The sequence below is a fragment of the Bartonella sp. MR168JLCBS genome (assembly GCF_042194175.1).
On record NZ_JBHIMP010000002.1, the window covers coordinates 174716 to 193121 of the forward strand.

Consider the following 18406-nt stretch of genomic DNA (forward strand, 5'->3'; position numbering starts at 1 on the left):
TTCAGGATTTCATTCACTCTGTAAAACGATGAATTATCATTATAAAACAGTTTTTTGTATAGACCATACAAATGGCAGAAGTTTTTTACGGGGATGTTTTTATGGTTGATGCAACTGAGTGATCAAGCATTGTACAATGGGAGAGGGTATGGTAGAAGAATGTTTTAGCAAATAGTCTCTTTAAGTTAAGTCCATGGGTGAGCAAACGAGGCGGGATTTTCTGTTTTTGGTAACAGCTGTTGCAGGAGCAGTTGGAATGGGAGCGGTTGCGTGGCCTTTTATCCGTCAGTTGCGTCCAGATGAAGCTGTTTTGGCATCTTCCTCTGTTGAGGTTGATCTTTCTGGTATTGAAGAGGGGATGTCGGTGACGGTAAAGTGGCGAGGACAGCCTGTTGTTATTCGAAACCGTACAACAAAAGAAATTGCTGATGCGCGCGCTACTGAATTGAGTCTTCTAAAAGATCGTCAAGCGCGCAATCCTAATCTTGAAGGTGAAAAAGAAGCAACAGATTTTGCGCGTTCAGCAGGTAAAGGACGTGAAAATTGGCTTATTGTTATTAATCTTTGTACGCATCTAGGCTGTGTAACACTTGGGCAATCGGGTAAATTTGGAGGATGGTTGTGTCCCTGTCATGGATCTGTTTACGATACCGCTGGAAGAGTGCGGTCAGGTCCAGCTAACTATAATTTGGCTATTCCACCTTACCAATTTCTTTCTGATACTTTGCTCAAAATAGGATAAGGTTATGACAAGGTTTCCTCCTTATTGTCCTAAAAATGCTCTTGCTCGTTGGTTTGATAAGCGTTTTCCTCTTCCTCGTTTTTTTTATAATACATTTGTGATTTTTCCTGTTCCGCGTAATCTTAATTACTTTTACACATTTGGCGGTATTTTGACCATTATGCTTTTATCACAGCTCTTGACTGGTATTGTCTTGGCTATGCATTATGTTCCAGATATTCATTTGGCTTTTGAAACCAGTGAACGATTTCGGCGTGAAGGGCAGTTTGGTTGGCTTTTTCGTCCATGGCATTCTGTAGGCTCTTCGTTTTTTTTTATTGCTGTTTATATCCATTTGGCACGTGGACTTTATTATGGTTCTTATAAAAATATGCGAGAAATGGTGTGGGTTACAGGTATTTTTATTTATATCATCATGATGGCAATAGCATTTTTTGGTTATGTGCTTGTTTGGGGGATGATGTCTATTTCAGCGGCTTCAGTGATTGCAGGGCTTTTAAAAACGATACCTTTTGTGGGGACATGGTTGCATGAGACACTTCTGGGTGGTTATGGCGTAGGACAACCAACGTTGAATCGTTTTTATGTTTTCCATTATGTTTTATCATTTGTTTTGCTTCTTTTTGTGGGGCTGCATATTTGGGCAATCCATTATGTTGGGCAAGGCAATCCAACGGGTCTTGCTATACAATCAGATAAGGAAACGGTTCCATTTTCACCTTATGCGCTTATCAAAGATATTTTTGCTATTACTGTTTTTTTGATCTTCTTTGCCTGGTTTTTGTTTTATATGCCTGATTATATGGGGCAGGCTGAAAATTATAGTGTGGCAGATCCTTTAAAGGCACCTCTTCGTGTGGTTCCAGAATGGTATTTTTTGCCTTTTTATGCGATACTTCGTGCTATAACTTTTGATATTGGTATTTTCCCTTCAACTTTTGTGGGCTTTGTTTTATTTGTCAGTTCGATTTGCATTTTAATTTTTGTGCCATGGTTAGACCGCTCTAAAATATGTTCAGCAAGATATCGACCTGTTTATAAAATTTTCTTTTGGGCGTTGGTTATTGATGTCGTTTTCCTTGGTTGGTTGGGGTCAAGAGAAATAAATGACAAAATCCTTTTATGGACGCAATTAGCTACGGTTTATTATTTTATATTTTTTTTGGTTATTTTGCCGACTTTGCCAGCGTTTGAAAAAAATTGTTCTCTTCCTTCTTCAATTATGCAAGATTTAAAACAGAAAAAAAAGAGACTATGGTAAATGTTTTTGTCGGACTGATTGTTATCGTTGCTATGAGCTTTTCTGCTCAGAGTTTAGCGGGGGATGCCTCTGATCAGGAGGAGGAATTTATTTCTTTTCCTTTAAGGATTCCTAAAAAACAAGAATGGAGTTTTTCAGGTCCATTTGGGCTTTATGATAAGGCGCAATTGAGGCGTGGATTAAAGGTTTATAAACAAGTTTGTTCCAGCTGCCATGGGCTAAAATATGTGGCTTTTCGCAATTTAAAAGCTCTTGGGTATGATCAAGAACAGATTAAAGCTTTGGCGCGGCAATATGAAGTGCGCGATGGTCCTAATCGAGAAGGAAAATTTTTTAAACGTGCTGGGGTTGCAACGGATTATTTTCCTTCTCCCTTTGCACATGAAGAAGAAGCAAGATTTATTTTAAATAGTGCTTATCCTCCAGATTTGTCATTGATGGCACGTGCACGTGGTGTATCTTTGCCGTTTCCTGCTTTAATTACTGATGCATTGGCTCATTATGATACAGCTGGTCCAGATTATATTACAGCTCTTTTAACAGGATATCAGAAGGCACCGAAGGAGATAAAAATTGCGGATGGTTATTGGTATAATCCTTATTTTATTGCCGGTAATTCTTTAACTATGGCTCCTCCTTTGAGTGATGGTATGGTTGCTTATGAAGATGGAACCCCAGAAATCATTGAACATTACGCGCGCGATGTTTCTGCTTTTTTGATGTGGGCTGCCGATCCTCATATGGAAATTCGTAAAAAAACCGGTTTTCGTGTTATTTTATTTTTAATCATTTTTGCAGGGCTTGTTTATATTTTAAAAAATCGTATTTGGTGTGGTTTAGAAGAAGAGTTAGAGAAAGAAACAAAAGACGAAATAAAGAGAAAATGATAAAGCGACAAGGCTTGAAAGAGTATAGAGTATAAAGAGCATAAGGAACAAATCTGTTTATGATGCATTGAGGTTTTATAAAGTAAAAGCAAAGTAAAAACGGAGATGTTAAAATGAAAAAAATTGCATGTACTACTCTTATGTCAATTTTGATGGTTTCTAGTACTTACGCTCAGTCTTTTGAAGTGCCTTCAAAACCTGAAATGATCTCTTCGACGGGTATTGTACAGGTGGGGGTAGATAAGTCTGTGCGTTATGTGACACCTTTAGCAACGGATTTTGTTGCTTCCAGCCTTATAGGCGCCAATGTATATAATATAGAAGATGAAAATATTGGTGAAGTAAAAGATATTATTTTACGTGAAAATAATATTGCAGGGTTTGTTGTTGCTGTTGGTGGTTTTCTTGGCATAGGCGAGAGTTATGTGGTCGTTTCTCCAGAAACAATCCAGATGACAAATGATTATGGTAAATGGAAACTCATTACAAATGCGACAAAGGATTCTTTAAAGGACGCTCCAACATTTAAATACGAAGGGCGTTGGACGCGCTAATTTTATATTCCCATTCTTTAATGGATAAAACTGTTGCTATCATAATAATATGCTAGCAACGTTTTTTTTGTTCAAAAAATTCTTGGGAGCTTTTGCGACAAGATTCCAAGGACCTATTACAAAGTTTTCAAGATAAACTATTAAGACAGAGTGAAGATTTAAGTATTATGTTTAAATAACATGACATCGCCATCTTGCACAATGTATTCTTTTCCTTCATCGCGGGCTTTTCCTGCTTCTTTTGCACCGCTTTCTCCACCCAGAGCAATATAGTCATTGTAGCTGATGGTTTGGGCACGAATGAAACCGCGCTCAAAATCTGAGTGAATAACGCCAGCTGCTTGGGGAGCTTTTGTACCACGCGTAATTGTCCATGCTCGTGTTTCCTTAGGCCCACAGGTGAAGTAAGTAATGAGATCAAGTAAATGGTAACCAGCACGAATAAGGCGATTTAAACTTGGTTCAAAGAGTCCTAGAGCATTGAGATATTCTGATGCTTCAGCATCACTCAGTTGTGTGATTTCCGCTTCGATAGAAGCAGAAATGATAATGCTTTGCGCATTTTGCTCTGTTGCCATTTTTTCAACTGTTTGGGTAAAGCTATTTCCATGAGCGGCGTCATTTTCGCTTACGTTACAAACATAAAGTACAGGCTTGGAGGTTAAAAGATTCAAACTCTTAAGAATGTGGTGTTCATCGGAAGAGATATCTTTGAGTAATAACCGGACAGGGTTTCCCTGTTGCAGTATGTTTAATGCTTTTTCCATAATGGGTAAAATTGTGAGAGCTTCTTTGTCTTTTCCGGTCGCACGTTTACGGATTTGTACGATTCGTCGCTCAAGGCTCTCAAGATCGGCAAGCATGAGTTCGGTTTCAACGGTTGTGGCATCAGAAACAGGATCAATACGTCCTTCTACATGGGTAATATCTTCATTTTGAAAACAGCGTAAAACGTGGACAATGGCATCGACTTCGCGAATATTGGCTAAAAATTTGTTTCCTAAACCTTCGCCTTTTGAAGCTCCTCGTACAAGCCCCGCAATATCGACGAAGTTAATGCGTGTAGGAATTATTTCTTTTGAACCAGCGATTGATGCAATTTTTTCCATTCGTAAATCTGGAACAGCAACTTCACCGGTATTGGGTTCAATGGTACAAAAAGGATAATTGGCAGCCTGTGCAGTGGCTGTTTTTGTTAATGCATTAAAAAGAGTTGATTTCCCAACATTAGGTAATCCGACAATACCGCATTTAAAGCCCATGAGAGTCTTTCTTTTCTTTTGATTTTTCTTTCTTTTCTTTTGATTTTATAGTCAAGATAAAGCTTCTTTTTTATAGCATATTTTTAGAAGAGTTATAGTCTTTGTGTTGCGATAAGTGAGAAAAAAGTCTAAAGTAACAGATAATTTGCTTTTTTTACCTTAGTTCTTCTTATCTTAATGCTCTCCTTAGTCTCAAGGATAAGAAAACTTCGAATTAATGTTAATAATGTGCTAAGTTTTTCATGGTATGCAAATCTGCATAAATAATTAATCGGAGAAAATAGAAGAGTGTTATCTCGTTGTGTCTTTTTAATTGCAGCACTTTTGGCTTTAGCTGGATGTGCTACACATCAGTCAGATATGTCATCAGTTCCTTTTCAACAAGTTCGATACATTCCACCAGAAATACAGGCTTTGTACGGTCCTGTAACGAATGAGACCTATTTGTTACCTGCTGTTGATCTTGCGACAATTGATCCAAAGTTTTGGCGACAAGAAGTGATTTATTATACATCTTATCCACCTGGAACATTGGTTGTAGATACGCAAGAGTGTTTTCTTTACCTTATTGGTGAAAATGGAAAGGCTTTACGTTATGGGATTGGGGTCGGTAAGGAAGGTTTAGCATTTGAAGGTGAAGGGGTTGTACAGCGCAAGCGTCGTTGGCCAAATTGGGCTCCTACTGCAGCTATGATGGCTCGAGAACCAGAACGTTATGGTCATCTTGGGAAAGGAATGCCACCAGGACCCGATAATCCATTAGGTGCGCGGGCACTTTATTTGTTCAAAAATGGGAAAGATACACTTTTCCGTATTCATGGCTCACACGAATCGTGGTCAATTGGGCGTGCTATTTCAAGTGGGTGTATTCGTTTGCTTAATCAAGATATTATTGATCTTTATAATCGTGTTCCCGTTGGTTCGCGTGTTGTGGTCTTACAAAACAATAGGAGTATTCCTACAGTTTATAGTCAACAATCAAATGGCTATGATCCGCTACAGTCGACCATTCAGCCAAATGAATTTTTTTAATTTGGGGGAGAAAATTGAAGAGAACTGTTTGAGTATTTTGGTTTGCTGTTCAATCTTCTCTTTCTCTCAAAAGAGAATATAAGCCTTTCTTTTTCAAAAGTGTGTATAAGAGACATTTTTTTCAAGAGTTCTTATCCATATGCTTCACGCGACTGTGACACGCAAGTCAATGGTTTTGATTGTTTTTTATCGTTTGTGAAATTTCATTCATAAAGAGGGATTTGTCATCTTTTATAAGGAGAGCGATATTTTTTGCAATTGTCTCTAAGAGAGGGGATAACCATTCTTGATCAGATTTGGTAAAATTTCCCAGAACATGCTGATGAACAAGTTCTTTGCTTCCAGGATGACCAATTCCTATGCGTATACGACAATAGTCAGTGCCACAATGGGCATCAATAGACTTAATACCATTATGCCCATTATTTCCTCCACCAATTTTTATACGAACTTTTCCCGGTGACAGGTCTAACTCATCATAAATGATGATCAAATTCTTCAGATCTAATTTATAAAATCGCAAAGCTTCACCGATAGCTTGACCAGAGAGATTCATGAAAGTTTGCGGTTTTATAAGAAAAATTTTCTCATTATTTATGAAACCATTAGAGATTTCTGCTTGAAACTTCTTCGACCATGGAGAAAAAGAGAAGGACTGATAGATGGCATCAACAGCCATAAAACCGATATTATGGCGGTTATTTTGATATTGTAAACCAGGATTGCCAAGACCAGCAATAAGCCACATGTGTATCTTCAGTCAAAGTATGAGTAAGGGTAATGTCTCATAAATTAAGGCGGAAAAAATTCCCGCCTTTTGAGTTTTATGAAGTTTGCGTGTCTTCTTCTTCATCTTCTTGTTCAGAAGTTTCATCACTGACATCCATGCCAGCAGGAGCTGCAATGGTTGCAATGGTAAAATCTCGATCTTGGATGATGGGAGTCACATCTTTTGGCAGTTGCACTGCTGAAATGTGAATAGAGTCACCAATAGAGTAGCTGGCGAGATCAATTTCAATAGCTTCAGGAATAGCACTTGCTGGAGCCGTACATTCAATTTCGTGCCGAACAATATTGAGGACACCACCCTTTTTAAGTCCAGGTGCTGTATCTTCATTGAGGAAGTGGACAGGAATATTCACTTCTACAACGGATTTTGCTGAAATGCGTAAGAAATCTACATGGAGGGGAAAGTCACGCACGGGATCTAATTGATAATCTTTTGGCAAAACCATAATTTTTTGCTTGTCAAGAATAATCGTTGCAATGGTGGTACGAAAGCCACCGGCATGAATTTTGTAGAAAATTTCTTTATAGGGAACTGTTATTGCCAAAGGAGGTTGTTTTTCACCATAAATGACAGCAGGAATAAGACCGTTGCGGCGAAGTTCACGGGAGGACCCCTTACCAACCCGCTCGCGTTTTTCGGCCTTAAGAGTGTAGCTTTTGCTCATAATTTAAGTCCTTTTTACATGATTGGAGATCCTTCAAAAACAGTAATAGTTTTTGCATGGATATGAAGATATGCGCTAACCAACAGCGATCGCTCCATTCTGCGTTGCCTCCAAGGGTGTCTACACAGAAGTTTGTTCTATAATTCAAACTATTCATAGATGCAAGAGTTGTGGGAAAAATCGATGATTTCTACCGTTAAAAAGGAGGAAATGTTACAAATTACGGTGTGGATGGAGAATCAGCCAATATGCGCTGGCACTGATATGTTCAAAATCAAACACTGGAGATGTTATGAAGGTTGAGATTGCCTTGGGTGAGATGTCAGAAAGTCGTGCTTTGCATAAATCGATGCCAGCACTTCTTGATCTGGAAGAGTTATTGGCGACACGTCTTCTTGTACAAGGTAATTCCGGTTCAGGGAAATCACATCTTTTACGCCGTCTTTTGGAGCAAAGTGCTAAGTGGGTTCAGCATTGTGTAATTGATCCAGAAGGCGATTTTGTAACTTTGGCAGATAAATTTGGTCATGTTATTGTAGAGGCTCAACGTAGTGAATTAGAATTGACTCGTATTGCCCATCGCATTCGACAACATCGGGTTTCAGTGGTATTTAATCTTGAAGGTTTGGATACTGAACAACAGATGCGTGCTGTAGGGGCTTTCCTTGGGGCACTGTTTGATGTGGAACGTGATTATTGGTATCCTATGCTTGTCGTTGTCGATGAAGCACAATTGTTTGCTCCAACTGCAGCAGGAGAAGTTTCTGATGAAGCACGTAAGATTTCTCTTAGTGCTATGACCAATCTTATGTGTCGAGGGCGTAAACGTGGTCTTGCTGGTGTTATTGCGACACAACGTTTGGCTAAGTTGGCCAAAAATGTTGCTGCTGAAGCTTCAAACTTTTTAATAGGGCGGACTTTTTTAGATATTGATATGGTGCGCGCTGCTGATCTTTTGGGAATGGAGCGCCGCCAAGCGGAAATGTTTAGAGATCTTGAGCGGGGGAATTTTATAGCTTTAGGCCCCGCTTTATCACGACGTCCCTTACCAATCATTATCGGTTCTGTTGAAACTTTGGCACGCTCTTCTAGCCCTAAATTAATGCCACTTCCAACAGAGCGGGATGATGTGCAAGAGCTCGTTTTTACTGCTTCACCAGAGGAAATTTTAAAGCCATTTAAACAAACACGAGAGCCGATGAGGGAAAAATCAATGCACGAGATGTTAGAGGAGGTAGTGCATAAAAAACAAGAGTTGTTGGAAGAAACCCCGAGTTTATTTCCTGAACTTTCTGATGTTGAGCATGACGGCCAAGCAGAACATATTATTCGGGAAATTCTTGAGGATTCTGAGGCTTTTTATCGTTCAACAGCGGTGCTTTATCAAGATTTTTCAGTTCGTTGTCGTATCCATGGTATGTCAAAGGTTCCTTTTAATCTTTCACAATTTCGGCGTAAATTGGCTATTGCTCAGGCTTTTGTTGATGAACAAACGGCTGTCAGTGAACATTGGAAACATATTTTGCAGATATCAGAAAGTTTAGAAGAAGATGTCCAAGGAGTCTTCTTGAATGTAGCACAGGCTGCATTAGGGGGAAAGCCATGTCCATCCGATGCATTTTTAGCACGTCTTTATGGGACTCATTCTTTAAGCCGTGCACGCCGACTTTTAACCTACTTTGAAGAGCGTGGTCTTATTGTTATTCATACGCATTTTAGTGGCCAACGTATTGTTGCATTTCCTGATCTTGGTGTTGAAACAGCACCAGGAGACCCCAAGGAACCCCTTTAACCAAATAAGCTGGAAACCGATTGTTCTGCTGCTGTCCTTGCAATTGCTTCCCCAATAAGGTCGGCAATGGGCAAAACACGAATATTATGGGCTTTCTCAATAGTTTGTGTTGGCATAATTGAATCTGTAATAACCAATTCTTTCATCTCTGAATTGGTAATTCGTTCGATTGCATTACCAGAAAGAACGCCGTGCGTGATATAAGCCGTGACACTATTGGCACCATGTTTAAGCAGAGCACTTGCTGCATTGCATAAAGTTCCACCTGAATCAACAATATCATCAAGCAAAAGGCAATCTTTTCCCGATACATCTCCAATGATATTCATAACCTCTGATTCACCGGGACGTTCACGACGTTTATCTACAATAGCAAGCAAACTATTCAAACGCTTGGCGAGCGAGCGTGCGCGTACAACACCACCCACATCAGGTGAAACAACAATAACATTTTCAAGAGAATAATGTACTTTGACATCGCGAGAAATAACAGGAACAGCATAGAGATTATCCGTAGGGATATCAAAAAAACCTTGAATTTGTCCTGCATGAAGGTCCAATGTTAAAACACGATGGGCCCCTGCTTCAGTAATCAGGTTGGCAACAAGTTTTGCGGAAATGGGAGTACGCGGACCAGGTTTACGGTCTTGGCGGGCATAGCCAAAATAAGGGATAACAGCTGTGATGCGACGTGCCGAAGAACGACGAAGCGCATCAATCATGATGAGTAATTCCATCAAGTGATCATTGGCTGGATAGGATGTAGATTGCAAAACAAACACGTCCTGTCCACGCACATTTTCATGCAATTCTACGAAAATCTCTTGATCAGCGAAACGTTTTACGGTGGCTTTTCCTAAGGGGATGTTCAAATAATTTGCAACATCTTCAGCTAGGCGTGGATTAGAATTTCCGCAGAAAAGTTTCATAGTAGAACCTCTGAATTATTATGGTGGGAATGCGACACGGTTTTTAATTTCTTTTTATTAAATTGCAAGAGAACAATTACAAAAGCCTTACAATTTTATCGATTATTGTTAAAGAGCTATGCGGTATGTTTTCTCTTTTTCCAAAAGTTTGTTTCTTTTAGAGCAAAGTTTTTTCTCCATGTGACAAAGAAATACGTATTGATTAAGCTTTTTGGTTATTACTTTATAAAAAAATGCTTTCAATATGGGGAATGTTTCATATTTAAGATGAATGAAGAGGAGTAAAAAAGAGGAGTATCATCTTGCCTTCAATCATTATAACCAAACATTGAAAATGATTCAGAGCAAAAGCTATCATATTTTATGGGCTGGTAAATAATTTTGTAAAAAAAGCAAAGCAAAATACAATGGGATTTATTTTTACATTTGAGTAAAAAGTTTAGTTTTGCAGTTTTGGTATTGTTTTAAAGCATAAAAGAGGATCATTTTTTATTTTTTAGCATAATAGCAGAAATTTGCCGTCCGTAATCAGGTTCGCTGCGGTGGATTGCACGGCGATAGGAGAAAAAACGCTTTTCATCTTTGTAGGTACAAAGCTCCACACAAGAAGCATTAACGCCTGCTTTGATGAGTTGATTCATAATGAATGCCCACAGATTAAAGTAAAAGTGATTTATTTTGTCTGTTTTTATAAAATATTTTTGGTATTTGCAGTGGCAATCAATAAATTGGTCGTAAAATTCACTTGTTACTTCGTAGTGACAAGGACCAATACAAGGTCCAAGGACTGCTGTTATTGATTGTCTTTTGGCACCTTGTTTTTCCATAACAGCAATTGTTTTCTCGATAATTCCATTTAAGCTTCCGCGCCAGCCAGCATGAGTTGCAGCGATGACACCTGCTTGTGGATCAGCAAACAGAATGGGTCCACAATCTGCTGTAAGAATGCCGATTACGAGTTCTTGTGTGGTGGTAACGAGAGCATCGGCTCTAGGAGGGGAGCCGATAAAAGCTTTATCAACGACAATGACTTCACAAGAGTGTATTTGATTGACAGTGACTAAATTTTGTATCTCAACATCAAAATAATGAGCGACCAAAGTGCGGTTTTGTGTAATATGTTCAGGGTGATCATTTGAGCTTTGTCCAACATTAAGGCTTTGGTAAAGGCTTTTTGAAACACCACCTTGACGAGTAAAAAAACCATGTTCTATCCCATGGGTGTGTAAAGTAGAAAGATTTTTTGCAAGAATGGGATGAGGGATAGATTTCATAAAAGTTCCTTATGGAGATTATTTGAAGTGAGGGTGGAGATGTTCATATTTATCAATGAATATTTCAGATAATGATGTGCTTATTGACAAAAGCGCCGATCATCAAAATTGGGGAGGTATGGAGATGTTTTTATCACTGAAATGTAAAACTTTAAATAATTTTCCCATTTGATCTTGACCAGCGAGCCGTTCGATGTCTTGGCGGATTTTGTCTTGCAAAGGAGCACTTTTGCCAACTCCAAGCTGTTTTGCGCGCTCCAGTAGCCCCATTTTTAAAAGAAAATCTCCTTGCTCGAAGATTTCAGCAAAACAACCTTGTTCAAGGGCTATGTTTTTTAAAAAAGAAAAACCAACATGGGATGTTAAATCATGTTCACCAGGGGCATCAAAAATATCACGAAATCTATGTTTTGACAGTGCTTGCAAGGTATCGCCAAATGCAAGATCAGCAGCACCATAATCAATGAGCAAAGCAGAACCTGTCACTTGCACTAAATGGTGGCTGATTTGTTGCATGAATTGATGCCGTAAGGGGGCATATTCAAAAATTGTTCCGTCAGGCACTTTAGAACAATAGGTTTGTAGATAAGAAGAGGGAAGTTTATGCGGGGCAGCAATAAAGATGAGATCTCCATCTTGATTGACTGTAATGCAGCGCTCTTTCCATTCTCCATTGACTTTAATATATTGGTTGATAGGGAGTGTATCGAGAAATTCATTAGCTATGAGGAAGAGAGGTTTTGAAGGAATTTGATTAAAATTTTCAATGCTATGGATTTGTTTTTGATAAGGGCAAAGGCGCTTTTTTTGTTCTTTTGCAAGCTTTTTACTTATTTCAAGGAGAAAAACTTCAGCAGATTCAAATGCTGTCGTGGATAATTTTTGAATGGTACGCAAAACATCATCCATGAGAGTTCCACGTCCTGGACCTATTTCAGCGAGGATAAAAGGGCGAGGAAAACCATGAGCGTTCCAGCTTGCGAGAACCCAAATCCCAATCATTTCTCCAAATAATTGGCTTATTTCAGGTGCTGTAATGAAATCACCGGTACGTCCAAAAGGTGTTTGTGTTTGATAATAACCAAATTGAGGATCGGTAAGTGCCAACGTCATATATTGGCTAACAGTGATTGGTCCATTAAGGGCAATAATTTCTTTAATTTTTTCTTTTAGATTGGCCATTTTCTGTCGATTTATATTTAAAGGCATGGAGAAGAAGATAAAACCCTAAAAGAAGCATGGGAAGAGATAAAGCCATGCCATAGGTAAAACCAGTAGAATGGAAAAGAGTTGAAAACCATTCTGGATCTTCTTGAGGCGCACGGTAAACTTCAGAAATGCTGCGCGCTACTGCGTAGCCTATAATAAATGTTCCTGCAACAGCTCCAGGGCGCTTTAATGCTTTAAAGGCAAAAATGATAAGGCATAAGATGATGAAGAGAAGAAATCCTTCCATGAAAGCTTCGTAAAGTTGGCTTGGATGGCGCGGTAGATAGTGAGGATCGAGAGGAAAACAAACAGCCCAAGGACGTGTAGTAATATTGCCCCATAACTCTTGGTTAATGAAGTTGCAAATTCGTACAATGCCGATACCGATAGGAGCACCTGCAGCAATGATATCAAACATGGCTCGTATGTTAATATGATTTTTACGGGCAAACCAGATCATAGCAATGATAATACCAATAAGTCCGCCATGAAAGGACATTCCCCCATCCCATACGGCAATGATAGCACTTGGATGGTTAAAATAGTAAATGGGATCCCATACAAGAACTTGTCCTAAACGCCCTCCGACAACAACACTTATGGCAGACCAGACAACAAAATCTCCGATCTTTTCTTTATCCATAGGAGGGTGGTCTCTATACCATAGAGATGTTTTTTTTAATAATTTTTGCGCATACCACCAAGCAAAAAGAATACCCACCACGTAACCAAGTCCATACCAATGAAGTGCTATGGGACCTAGCTGGATAATGACAGGATCAAGAAAAGACGGAAAAGCAATGGCTGGACAAGACAGATTATTCATGAATTAAGCATCTTACATTATACGAGATGAATATGAAGTGACTCTAATGGTCAGAAATGACAGATGAATGCGCAATGGTCAAGTCAGTAGGGAGGCTAGTCAGAAAGGGGGATAGATTTCCACTGGTTTATCGCGGTAAAAAAAATGGTGATAAAAGAAATATTAAAAAATCTTAAAAAGATCGTCACGAAAAATCTGCACAGTATGTAAAATATAGGGTAAAAGGAACAAATTACAGTATCTAAATGTTATGAGAATACGCTATAATGCGTGCGTCAATAATTAAAATTTAAGGAAAAATGTTATGCGTAATGGATCAAATCGTATTCTTGATGAATTAGCAAAATTAGCAACAGATGCTGCTGACGTCGCGCAAGGTATACGACGTGAAGCTGGAACAGCTTTTCGTGTGCAGGCTGAAAAGATAGCAAACAAACTTGATCTTGTTTCTCGCGAAGAGTTTGAGACTTTTAAGGAGATGGTGCTGAAAATCCATGCTGATAATGCTGATTTGAAAAGGCGCCTTGATGATTTAAAAAAAGATGATTTAAAAAACGCAGACACAAAAAAGTAAGATAGTTTCTTAAAAAAAAGAATCTTCAAAAAAAATATCCCCAATTTTTCAATATGATGCGTGAAACTAAAAAATGCTTAATCTTGAGTCTGTTAGAGCGGAGCATTTGTTTATTTTTGATTTTTTTTTGGGTAAAATACATTTTTTTGAATCAGGGGGGCTGGCGCTATGAAATTGTATCAATACACTGAAAAGACTTGATGATTCGTTTTATGACTATCAGGTTGCCCTAAACAGCGCGATTGTGTTCTGGGTGTTTGTGTACTGTCGATGTTTTTATGTGTATTTGTTTGGTGTAAAGGTTCTGATTGTAGCAAAATATTGTTACAGTTTAGGCGGTTTATATTCTGTTGACAATGTTTTTAAGATGATTGAGGATTGTGATGAGGCTTGCATTTTGCGCCACAGAGAGAAAAGAGCACCCTGTTGACTTTATCGAACAGATTGCCTGTGAATATGATTGGTCGTTTGAGCGGGATGCGCAAGATGAAATTAGCGTTTGTGTGGAAGGAAAGCGCGCAAATTATCGTCTTGCTTTTTCATGGATGGAAGAGCATGAAGCACTTCATTTGGCTTGTTCGTTTGATCTCTCTATTAAAAATGCTCGAACAGCTGAAATACAGCGCTTATTGCTAGCAATTAATGAAAAGTTGTTGTTGGGACATTTTGATTACTGGCAAAGGAATAATTCAGTTATTTATCGGCAAGGTCTTCTTTTGGCTGGTGGGATGCATCCATCTCATATACAGGTTGAAACATTGTTGATACATGCACTTAAAGTCTGTGAAAGCCATTATGTTGCATTTCAGATGGTTGCTTTGTCGGGAGAAAGTGCTTACAAGGCACTGCAGTACACTTTGTTTGAAACTGTAGGGAATGCCTAAAATACACAGTCTGTTATTTTTACAGATGGTTTGCTGAAATATTGCTCATAGGGGGATATCAAGAATAGCGCGTAATCCCCCAAGTGGGCTTTCATCTAATTGTATATTGCCACCATGGCTGCGTGCTATGTCTTGAGCAATAGAAAGACCAAGTCCTGTTCCACTTGCATCTTGATTTCGTGCTTTATCAAGTCGAAAGAATGGCTTAAAAACTTCTGTACGCATATTTTCATGAATTCCAGGTCCATTATCATCGATTATCAATATAAAAGATTCTTGTTGAGAGTTAGCTGTTAGTTTAACGGTTGTGCCGTAACAAAATGCATTTGATACAAGATTGCTGACCAAGCGTGTGAAAGCACGGGGACGTACTTGTATTTCTGTAGGACCTTCAATGGTGTAAGAAAATTGACGTTTGTGAAGATGAGCATCGGCGGAGAATTTTTGCATAAGAGCATTTAAATCAAAAGTCTTGACACTTTCACTTCCTTCACCACGAGCAAAAGCAAGATAATCTTCTAATATATTTTGCATGTCACTTACATCTTGCTCAAGCGGTTTAGTATCAAAGTCAGTATTTACTAATGCTAGCTGAAGTTTAAAGCGTGTAAGAATGGTTCTTAAATCATGGCTTACTCCTGAGAGCATCATGGTGCGTTGTTCGATTTGGCGTTCAATACGTTCTCGCATACGTAAAAAAGCAATGCCAGCACGACGGACTTCATCAGCTCCTTGTGGTTGAAATCCTTTTGGTAAAGGACGACCGCGTCCAAAGCTTTCTGCTGCTTCAGCCAATTGTTGAATAGGTTTAATTTGATTGCGCAAAAAGTAAATTGCTATCAGTAATAAAACAAGAGCTGTTCCTACCATCCAGCTTAAAAAAATAGCAGTATTGGAAGCGTAGGCTTGGCTGCGTGGAGCAAAGACGCGTAAGATATTGTGACCAAGGTGGATACGGATTTCAACAAGATCAGAATCTCCTACGGTATCGATCCAGAAGGGACGGTTAATTTGGCGGGTGATTTCTTCACTTAAAAAATAGTCAAGAATTGCAAAAAATGGCTTAGGTCCTGGAGGGGGTAAGGAGGTAGGAGATAGAATAGAAATGTTTAATCCCATGCGTTGTTGTGCAATACGCTTGATATCTCCATAGTTATCTTGTTGTGGATATGTTTCAAGAATATCAATAATGGCTGAAATGTCATGCACGACAGCCATTGAAAGACGCTCGGTTACCATTTGCCAATGGCGTTCCATAAAGACATAAGCAATGACTGTTTGCAGCAGTACCATTGGAGCGATAATAATGATCAAAGAGCGAGCATAAAGCTGTTTAGGCATTTTTTTCGTTAACCATCGAAGAAAAAATCTTAAAGGTTTGATCATTCTTGTGCCTATTCAATAGAGAGTTTGTACCCTATTCCTCGCACGGTTTGGAGCCATATAGGCAGTGCTGGGTTTTTTTCGATTTTACGACGAAGGCGGTTGATCTGTACATCAATGGCACGTTCACTTATATTGCTGTCATCGGCCGCGAATTTATGGCGCGGAATTGTATCGCCTGCATTTTCGGCAAAAATGACCATCATTTCTTGTTCTTTATCTGTTAATTTAATAATTTCTCCCCCTTTTTTGAGTTCGCGCCGTGAAATTGAAAATATATAAGGTCCAAAAACGATCTGCTCAATTTTGGGTTGGTGAGGGGGAAAGCCACGCCGTAAAATGGCATTGATACGAAGGAGAAGCTCACGAGGGTCAAAAGGCTTAGCAAGATAATCATCTGCACCCGCTTCTAAGCCATGGATACGATTGTCTATTTCTGATAAAGCTGTTAGCATGAAGATAGGAACATCCTTTGTTTGGCGGAGTGAATGAGTAAGATCAATACCGTTTTCACCAGGCATCATGACATCAACAATAAGAAGATCAAAATCTAAACTTGCCAACAGTCGTCTTGCTTCATTAGCATTGGCTGAAACTGAAACACGAAATCCATTTTTAATGAGAAACTGAAATAAAAGATTGCGGATACGAGTGTCGTCATCAATCACAAGAAGGTGAGGTGCGTCATCACACAAAACTTGAACATGATCGGACATTCTTAAAAACCTTGATAAAAATTTAGTTTACATAAAATGCAAGTTTACATAAGTTGTATAAAGCTGTCGAGCAGCACCTTTACTTTAAAGGAGAGAAAGTTTTATTTATAAATTTAAAAAAGTTATTTTTGAAAAGGATATTATGGGTAGTCTTAATATACATATTATTCCAGTTACGACATTCCAACAAAATTGCACTTTGCTTTTTGATAGTGAATGTAAAACGGGGATTCTCGTTGATCCCGGTGGTGATTGGCCGCGGATTCAAGACGTAATCGAAAAGAATGGCGTTATCGTTGAGGCTATTTGGATAACACATGGTCATTTTGATCATGTGGGAGCAGCAATGCAAGCGAAAGAGGCGCTTAATGTAAAAATTATCGGTTCACATCGCGATGATAAGCCTGTGATGGATGCCGTGAGCGAAAGCGCAAGAAATTACGGCATCACTGATGCGTGCATCTGTATTCCTGACCAATGGTTAGAAGATGGTGAGTGCGTTCATTTTGCTGGACATGTGTTTAAGGTTTTTCACACCCCAGGACATTCTCCTGGTCATGTTATTTATTTCAATGAAAAAGAACGCTTAGCTCTCTTGGGTGATGTGCTCTTTCGTGGTTCTATTGGACGCACTGATTTCCCCTTCTGTTCTCATGAAAAATTGATGCACTCTCTTCGAGAAAAAGTTTTACCCTTAGGCGATGATGTTTGTTTTATCTGTGGGCATGGTCCTAAAAGTAGCATAGGCTATGAGCGACAAAATAATTCTTTTCTTCAAGATTTTAATATATGAGCAAACAAAAAAACGCTTTGAAGCGTTTTTTTGTGCCATTTAAGACTTTTTTAGTAGAACAGAAGTTAATTTATTGGGGCATAACAAATGTGTTCCAAACCATTACGGTCTCGAAAAGTCCCTGTTTTAGGGTTGAAGGAACGGTATTTTTTCTTGCAATAGTTAAGCCAATTAGATTCTAATGATTGCTGGAGTGGCTCATATTCCGCCGTTTGCTGCACCTGATAAACTCTTTGATTTTGCGGAACTTTTTGATAAATTACCTGATTTTGTGGTACTATTTGATAAACCACTTGTGGCTGTTCTGTTTTTTTTAAAATTGTACCAAGAACACCCACTGCTAAAGCATCTCCTGAGTTGTCTATATGAATATTACTGTGTTTTGTCTTTTTACGCTCAATGTGATGATATGTTTTGTTTTCAACATGATGATGTTGATGATGATGTTGATGATGATGATGATGATGATGATGATGTTGATGATGATGTTGTTGTTGTTGATGTTGTTGTTGTTGTTGTTGTTGTTGTTTCTTGCTTTTGTCGTTGTCATTAGAACAGCCGTTGAAATCATCAATAAACTTTTGGAAATCATCAGAAAAAAAGCCACGTTTTCTATCAGAACAACGGGAGCGAGAAAAACTGGAACGCAAGATATCAATTTCCTTATTCATTTCCCTTATCGCATCATCTCTTTCTTTACGCATCTTCCTCTTCATATCATCTATTTCTCTCGTGAGAGGGTGAGTAAAGTCCCATGCCATATCCGCAAGCGTTGCATTTAGCGGCATGAAAACGGTTGCAGTTGACATTGCTGATAATACCGCTAACCTGATC

General features: G+C 38.8%; 19 protein-coding genes. 9 read left to right on the forward strand and 10 right to left on the reverse strand.

Annotated elements, in window-relative coordinates:
• Positions 1 to 193 precede the first annotated feature (193 nt).
• From petA to ACFIK8_RS02735, 4 genes are all read left to right on the forward strand, one after another.
• Positions 194 to 742: a ubiquinol-cytochrome c reductase iron-sulfur subunit gene (gene petA, locus ACFIK8_RS02720; protein WP_330167301.1), complete on the forward strand. Its 549-nt coding sequence runs from the start codon at positions 194 to 196 to the stop codon at positions 740 to 742.
• A gap of 4 nt (positions 743 to 746) precedes the next feature.
• On the forward strand, positions 747 to 2003 hold the full coding sequence (locus tag ACFIK8_RS02725; RefSeq protein WP_375668946.1) for a cytochrome bc complex cytochrome b subunit: 1257 nt from the start codon (positions 747 to 749) through the stop codon (positions 2001 to 2003).
• Positions 1997 to 2890, forward strand: a complete 894-nt coding sequence (locus tag ACFIK8_RS02730; RefSeq protein ID WP_375635722.1) for a cytochrome c1 — start codon at positions 1997 to 1999, stop codon at positions 2888 to 2890. Before ACFIK8_RS02725 ends, ACFIK8_RS02730 begins: the two co-directional genes overlap by 7 nt.
• Before the next feature lie 113 nt (positions 2891 to 3003).
• Complete coding sequence (locus tag ACFIK8_RS02735; RefSeq protein ID WP_012754882.1) at positions 3004 to 3444, forward strand: PRC-barrel domain-containing protein; 441 nt, start codon at positions 3004 to 3006, stop codon at positions 3442 to 3444.
• Between the two features lie 158 nt (positions 3445 to 3602).
• Here ACFIK8_RS02735 and ychF read toward each other — a convergent pair whose 3' ends face one another.
• Complete coding sequence (gene ychF, locus ACFIK8_RS02740) at positions 3603 to 4706, reverse strand: redox-regulated ATPase YchF (RefSeq protein ID WP_012754883.1); 1104 nt, start codon at positions 4704 to 4706, stop codon at positions 3603 to 3605.
• Between the two features lie 288 nt (positions 4707 to 4994).
• Between ychF and ACFIK8_RS02745 the strand changes: the two genes are divergently transcribed.
• The gene (locus ACFIK8_RS02745; protein ID WP_375635721.1) at positions 4995 to 5738 is read left to right on the forward strand and encodes a L,D-transpeptidase; all 744 of its coding nucleotides are present in this window, start codon (positions 4995 to 4997) and stop codon (positions 5736 to 5738) included.
• Between the two features lie 166 nt (positions 5739 to 5904).
• Here the strand turns inward: ACFIK8_RS02745 and pth are convergent, their stop codons facing one another.
• Both pth and ACFIK8_RS02755 read right to left on the reverse strand, forming a co-directional pair.
• Positions 5905 to 6486, reverse strand: a complete 582-nt coding sequence (gene pth / locus ACFIK8_RS02750) for an aminoacyl-tRNA hydrolase (RefSeq protein ID WP_375635720.1) — start codon at positions 6484 to 6486, stop codon at positions 5905 to 5907.
• 76 nt (positions 6487 to 6562) lie between these two features.
• Positions 6563 to 7192 (reverse strand): 50S ribosomal protein L25/general stress protein Ctc, encoded by a 630-nt coding sequence (locus tag ACFIK8_RS02755; protein ID WP_012754886.1) that lies wholly within the window; start codon positions 7190 to 7192, stop codon positions 6563 to 6565.
• Between the two features lie 292 nt (positions 7193 to 7484).
• Between ACFIK8_RS02755 and ACFIK8_RS02760 the strand changes: the two genes are divergently transcribed.
• Positions 7485 to 8984 carry a helicase HerA domain-containing protein gene (locus tag ACFIK8_RS02760; protein ID WP_375635719.1) on the forward strand — a complete coding sequence of 500 codons (1500 nt, stop codon included), beginning with the start codon at positions 7485 to 7487 and terminating at the stop codon, positions 8982 to 8984.
• On the opposite strand, the gene ACFIK8_RS02765 is transcribed toward ACFIK8_RS02760, so the two are convergent.
• The 4 genes from ACFIK8_RS02765 to lgt all read right to left on the reverse strand — a co-directional run bounded on the left by ACFIK8_RS02765 (position 8981) and on the right by lgt (position 13222).
• On the reverse strand, positions 8981 to 9913 hold the full coding sequence (locus ACFIK8_RS02765) for a ribose-phosphate pyrophosphokinase (RefSeq protein ID WP_375635718.1): 933 nt from the start codon (positions 9911 to 9913) through the stop codon (positions 8981 to 8983). The genes ACFIK8_RS02760 and ACFIK8_RS02765 overlap by 4 nt on opposite strands.
• A 482-nt stretch (positions 9914 to 10395) precedes the next feature.
• Entirely contained in the window at positions 10396 to 11187 is a 792-nt protein-coding gene (pgeF, locus tag ACFIK8_RS02770; protein WP_375635717.1) for a peptidoglycan editing factor PgeF, read from the reverse strand.
• Positions 11188 to 11289: 102 nt separating this feature from the next.
• A complete protein-coding gene (locus ACFIK8_RS02775) occupies positions 11290 to 12369 on the reverse strand; it encodes a class I SAM-dependent methyltransferase (RefSeq protein ID WP_375668947.1) in 1080 nt (359 codons plus the stop codon).
• A complete protein-coding gene (gene lgt / locus ACFIK8_RS02780; protein WP_375628150.1) occupies positions 12344 to 13222 on the reverse strand; it encodes a prolipoprotein diacylglyceryl transferase in 879 nt (292 codons plus the stop codon). Before lgt ends, ACFIK8_RS02775 begins: the two co-directional genes overlap by 26 nt.
• A 304-nt stretch (positions 13223 to 13526) precedes the next feature.
• Between lgt and ACFIK8_RS02785 the strand changes: the two genes are divergently transcribed.
• Together ACFIK8_RS02785 and ACFIK8_RS02790 are read left to right on the forward strand one after the other, a co-directional pair.
• On the forward strand, positions 13527 to 13796 hold the full coding sequence (locus ACFIK8_RS02785) for an accessory factor UbiK family protein (RefSeq protein WP_012754892.1): 270 nt from the start codon (positions 13527 to 13529) through the stop codon (positions 13794 to 13796).
• Positions 13797 to 14179: 383 nt separating this feature from the next.
• Complete coding sequence (locus tag ACFIK8_RS02790; protein WP_012754893.1) at positions 14180 to 14680, forward strand: YbjN domain-containing protein; 501 nt, start codon at positions 14180 to 14182, stop codon at positions 14678 to 14680.
• A 45-nt stretch (positions 14681 to 14725) separates the two neighbouring features.
• Here ACFIK8_RS02790 and ACFIK8_RS02795 read toward each other — a convergent pair whose 3' ends face one another.
• Positions 14726 to 16066 (reverse strand): ATP-binding protein, encoded by a 1341-nt coding sequence (locus ACFIK8_RS02795; RefSeq protein WP_375668948.1) that lies wholly within the window; start codon positions 16064 to 16066, stop codon positions 14726 to 14728.
• 8 nt (positions 16067 to 16074) lie between these two features.
• Positions 16075 to 16779 (reverse strand): response regulator, encoded by a 705-nt coding sequence (locus ACFIK8_RS02800; RefSeq protein WP_375668949.1) that lies wholly within the window; start codon positions 16777 to 16779, stop codon positions 16075 to 16077.
• A 142-nt stretch (positions 16780 to 16921) separates the two neighbouring features.
• On the opposite strand from ACFIK8_RS02800, the gene ACFIK8_RS02805 reads away from it, so the two are divergent.
• Positions 16922 to 17572 (forward strand): MBL fold metallo-hydrolase, encoded by a 651-nt coding sequence (locus ACFIK8_RS02805; protein ID WP_375668950.1) that lies wholly within the window; start codon positions 16922 to 16924, stop codon positions 17570 to 17572.
• Between the two features lie 65 nt (positions 17573 to 17637).
• Here the strand turns inward: ACFIK8_RS02805 and ACFIK8_RS02810 are convergent, their stop codons facing one another.
• Positions 17638 to 18405 carry a BA14K family protein gene (locus ACFIK8_RS02810; RefSeq protein ID WP_375668951.1) on the reverse strand — a complete coding sequence of 256 codons (768 nt, stop codon included), beginning with the start codon at positions 18403 to 18405 and terminating at the stop codon, positions 17638 to 17640.
• Position 18406 lies beyond the last annotated feature (1 nt).

Excerpts from the sequence above, each read along its gene's own strand:
- pth (WP_375635720.1), bottom strand. The coding sequence starts at position 6,486 with ATGTGGCTTATTGCTGGTCTTGGCAATCCTGGTTTACAATATCAAAAT.
- ACFIK8_RS02795 (WP_375668948.1), bottom strand. The coding sequence starts at position 16,066 with ATGATCAAACCTTTAAGATTTTTTCTTCGATGGTTAACGAAAAAAATG.
- ACFIK8_RS02775 (WP_375668947.1), bottom strand. The coding sequence starts at position 12,369 with ATGGCCAATCTAAAAGAAAAAATTAAAGAAATTATTGCCCTTAATGGA.
- ACFIK8_RS02765 (WP_375635718.1), bottom strand. The coding sequence starts at position 9,913 with ATGAAACTTTTCTGCGGAAATTCTAATCCACGCCTAGCTGAAGATGTT.
- pgeF (WP_375635717.1), bottom strand. The coding sequence starts at position 11,187 with ATGAAATCTATCCCTCATCCCATTCTTGCAAAAAATCTTTCTACTTTA.
- ACFIK8_RS02735 (WP_012754882.1), top strand. The coding sequence starts at position 3,004 with ATGAAAAAAATTGCATGTACTACTCTTATGTCAATTTTGATGGTTTCT.
- ACFIK8_RS02730 (WP_375635722.1), top strand. The coding sequence starts at position 1,997 with ATGGTAAATGTTTTTGTCGGACTGATTGTTATCGTTGCTATGAGCTTT.
- lgt (WP_375628150.1), bottom strand. The coding sequence starts at position 13,222 with ATGAATAATCTGTCTTGTCCAGCCATTGCTTTTCCGTCTTTTCTTGAT.
- petA (WP_330167301.1), top strand. The coding sequence starts at position 194 with ATGGGTGAGCAAACGAGGCGGGATTTTCTGTTTTTGGTAACAGCTGTT.
- ACFIK8_RS02785 (WP_012754892.1), top strand. The coding sequence starts at position 13,527 with ATGCGTAATGGATCAAATCGTATTCTTGATGAATTAGCAAAATTAGCA.
- ACFIK8_RS02805 (WP_375668950.1), top strand. The coding sequence starts at position 16,922 with ATGGGTAGTCTTAATATACATATTATTCCAGTTACGACATTCCAACAA.
- ychF (WP_012754883.1), bottom strand. The coding sequence starts at position 4,706 with ATGGGCTTTAAATGCGGTATTGTCGGATTACCTAATGTTGGGAAATCA.
- ACFIK8_RS02725 (WP_375668946.1), top strand. The coding sequence starts at position 747 with ATGACAAGGTTTCCTCCTTATTGTCCTAAAAATGCTCTTGCTCGTTGG.
- ACFIK8_RS02760 (WP_375635719.1), top strand. The coding sequence starts at position 7,485 with ATGAAGGTTGAGATTGCCTTGGGTGAGATGTCAGAAAGTCGTGCTTTG.
- ACFIK8_RS02755 (WP_012754886.1), bottom strand. The coding sequence starts at position 7,192 with ATGAGCAAAAGCTACACTCTTAAGGCCGAAAAACGCGAGCGGGTTGGT.
- ACFIK8_RS02800 (WP_375668949.1), bottom strand. The coding sequence starts at position 16,779 with ATGTCCGATCATGTTCAAGTTTTGTGTGATGACGCACCTCACCTTCTT.
- ACFIK8_RS02790 (WP_012754893.1), top strand. The coding sequence starts at position 14,180 with ATGAGGCTTGCATTTTGCGCCACAGAGAGAAAAGAGCACCCTGTTGAC.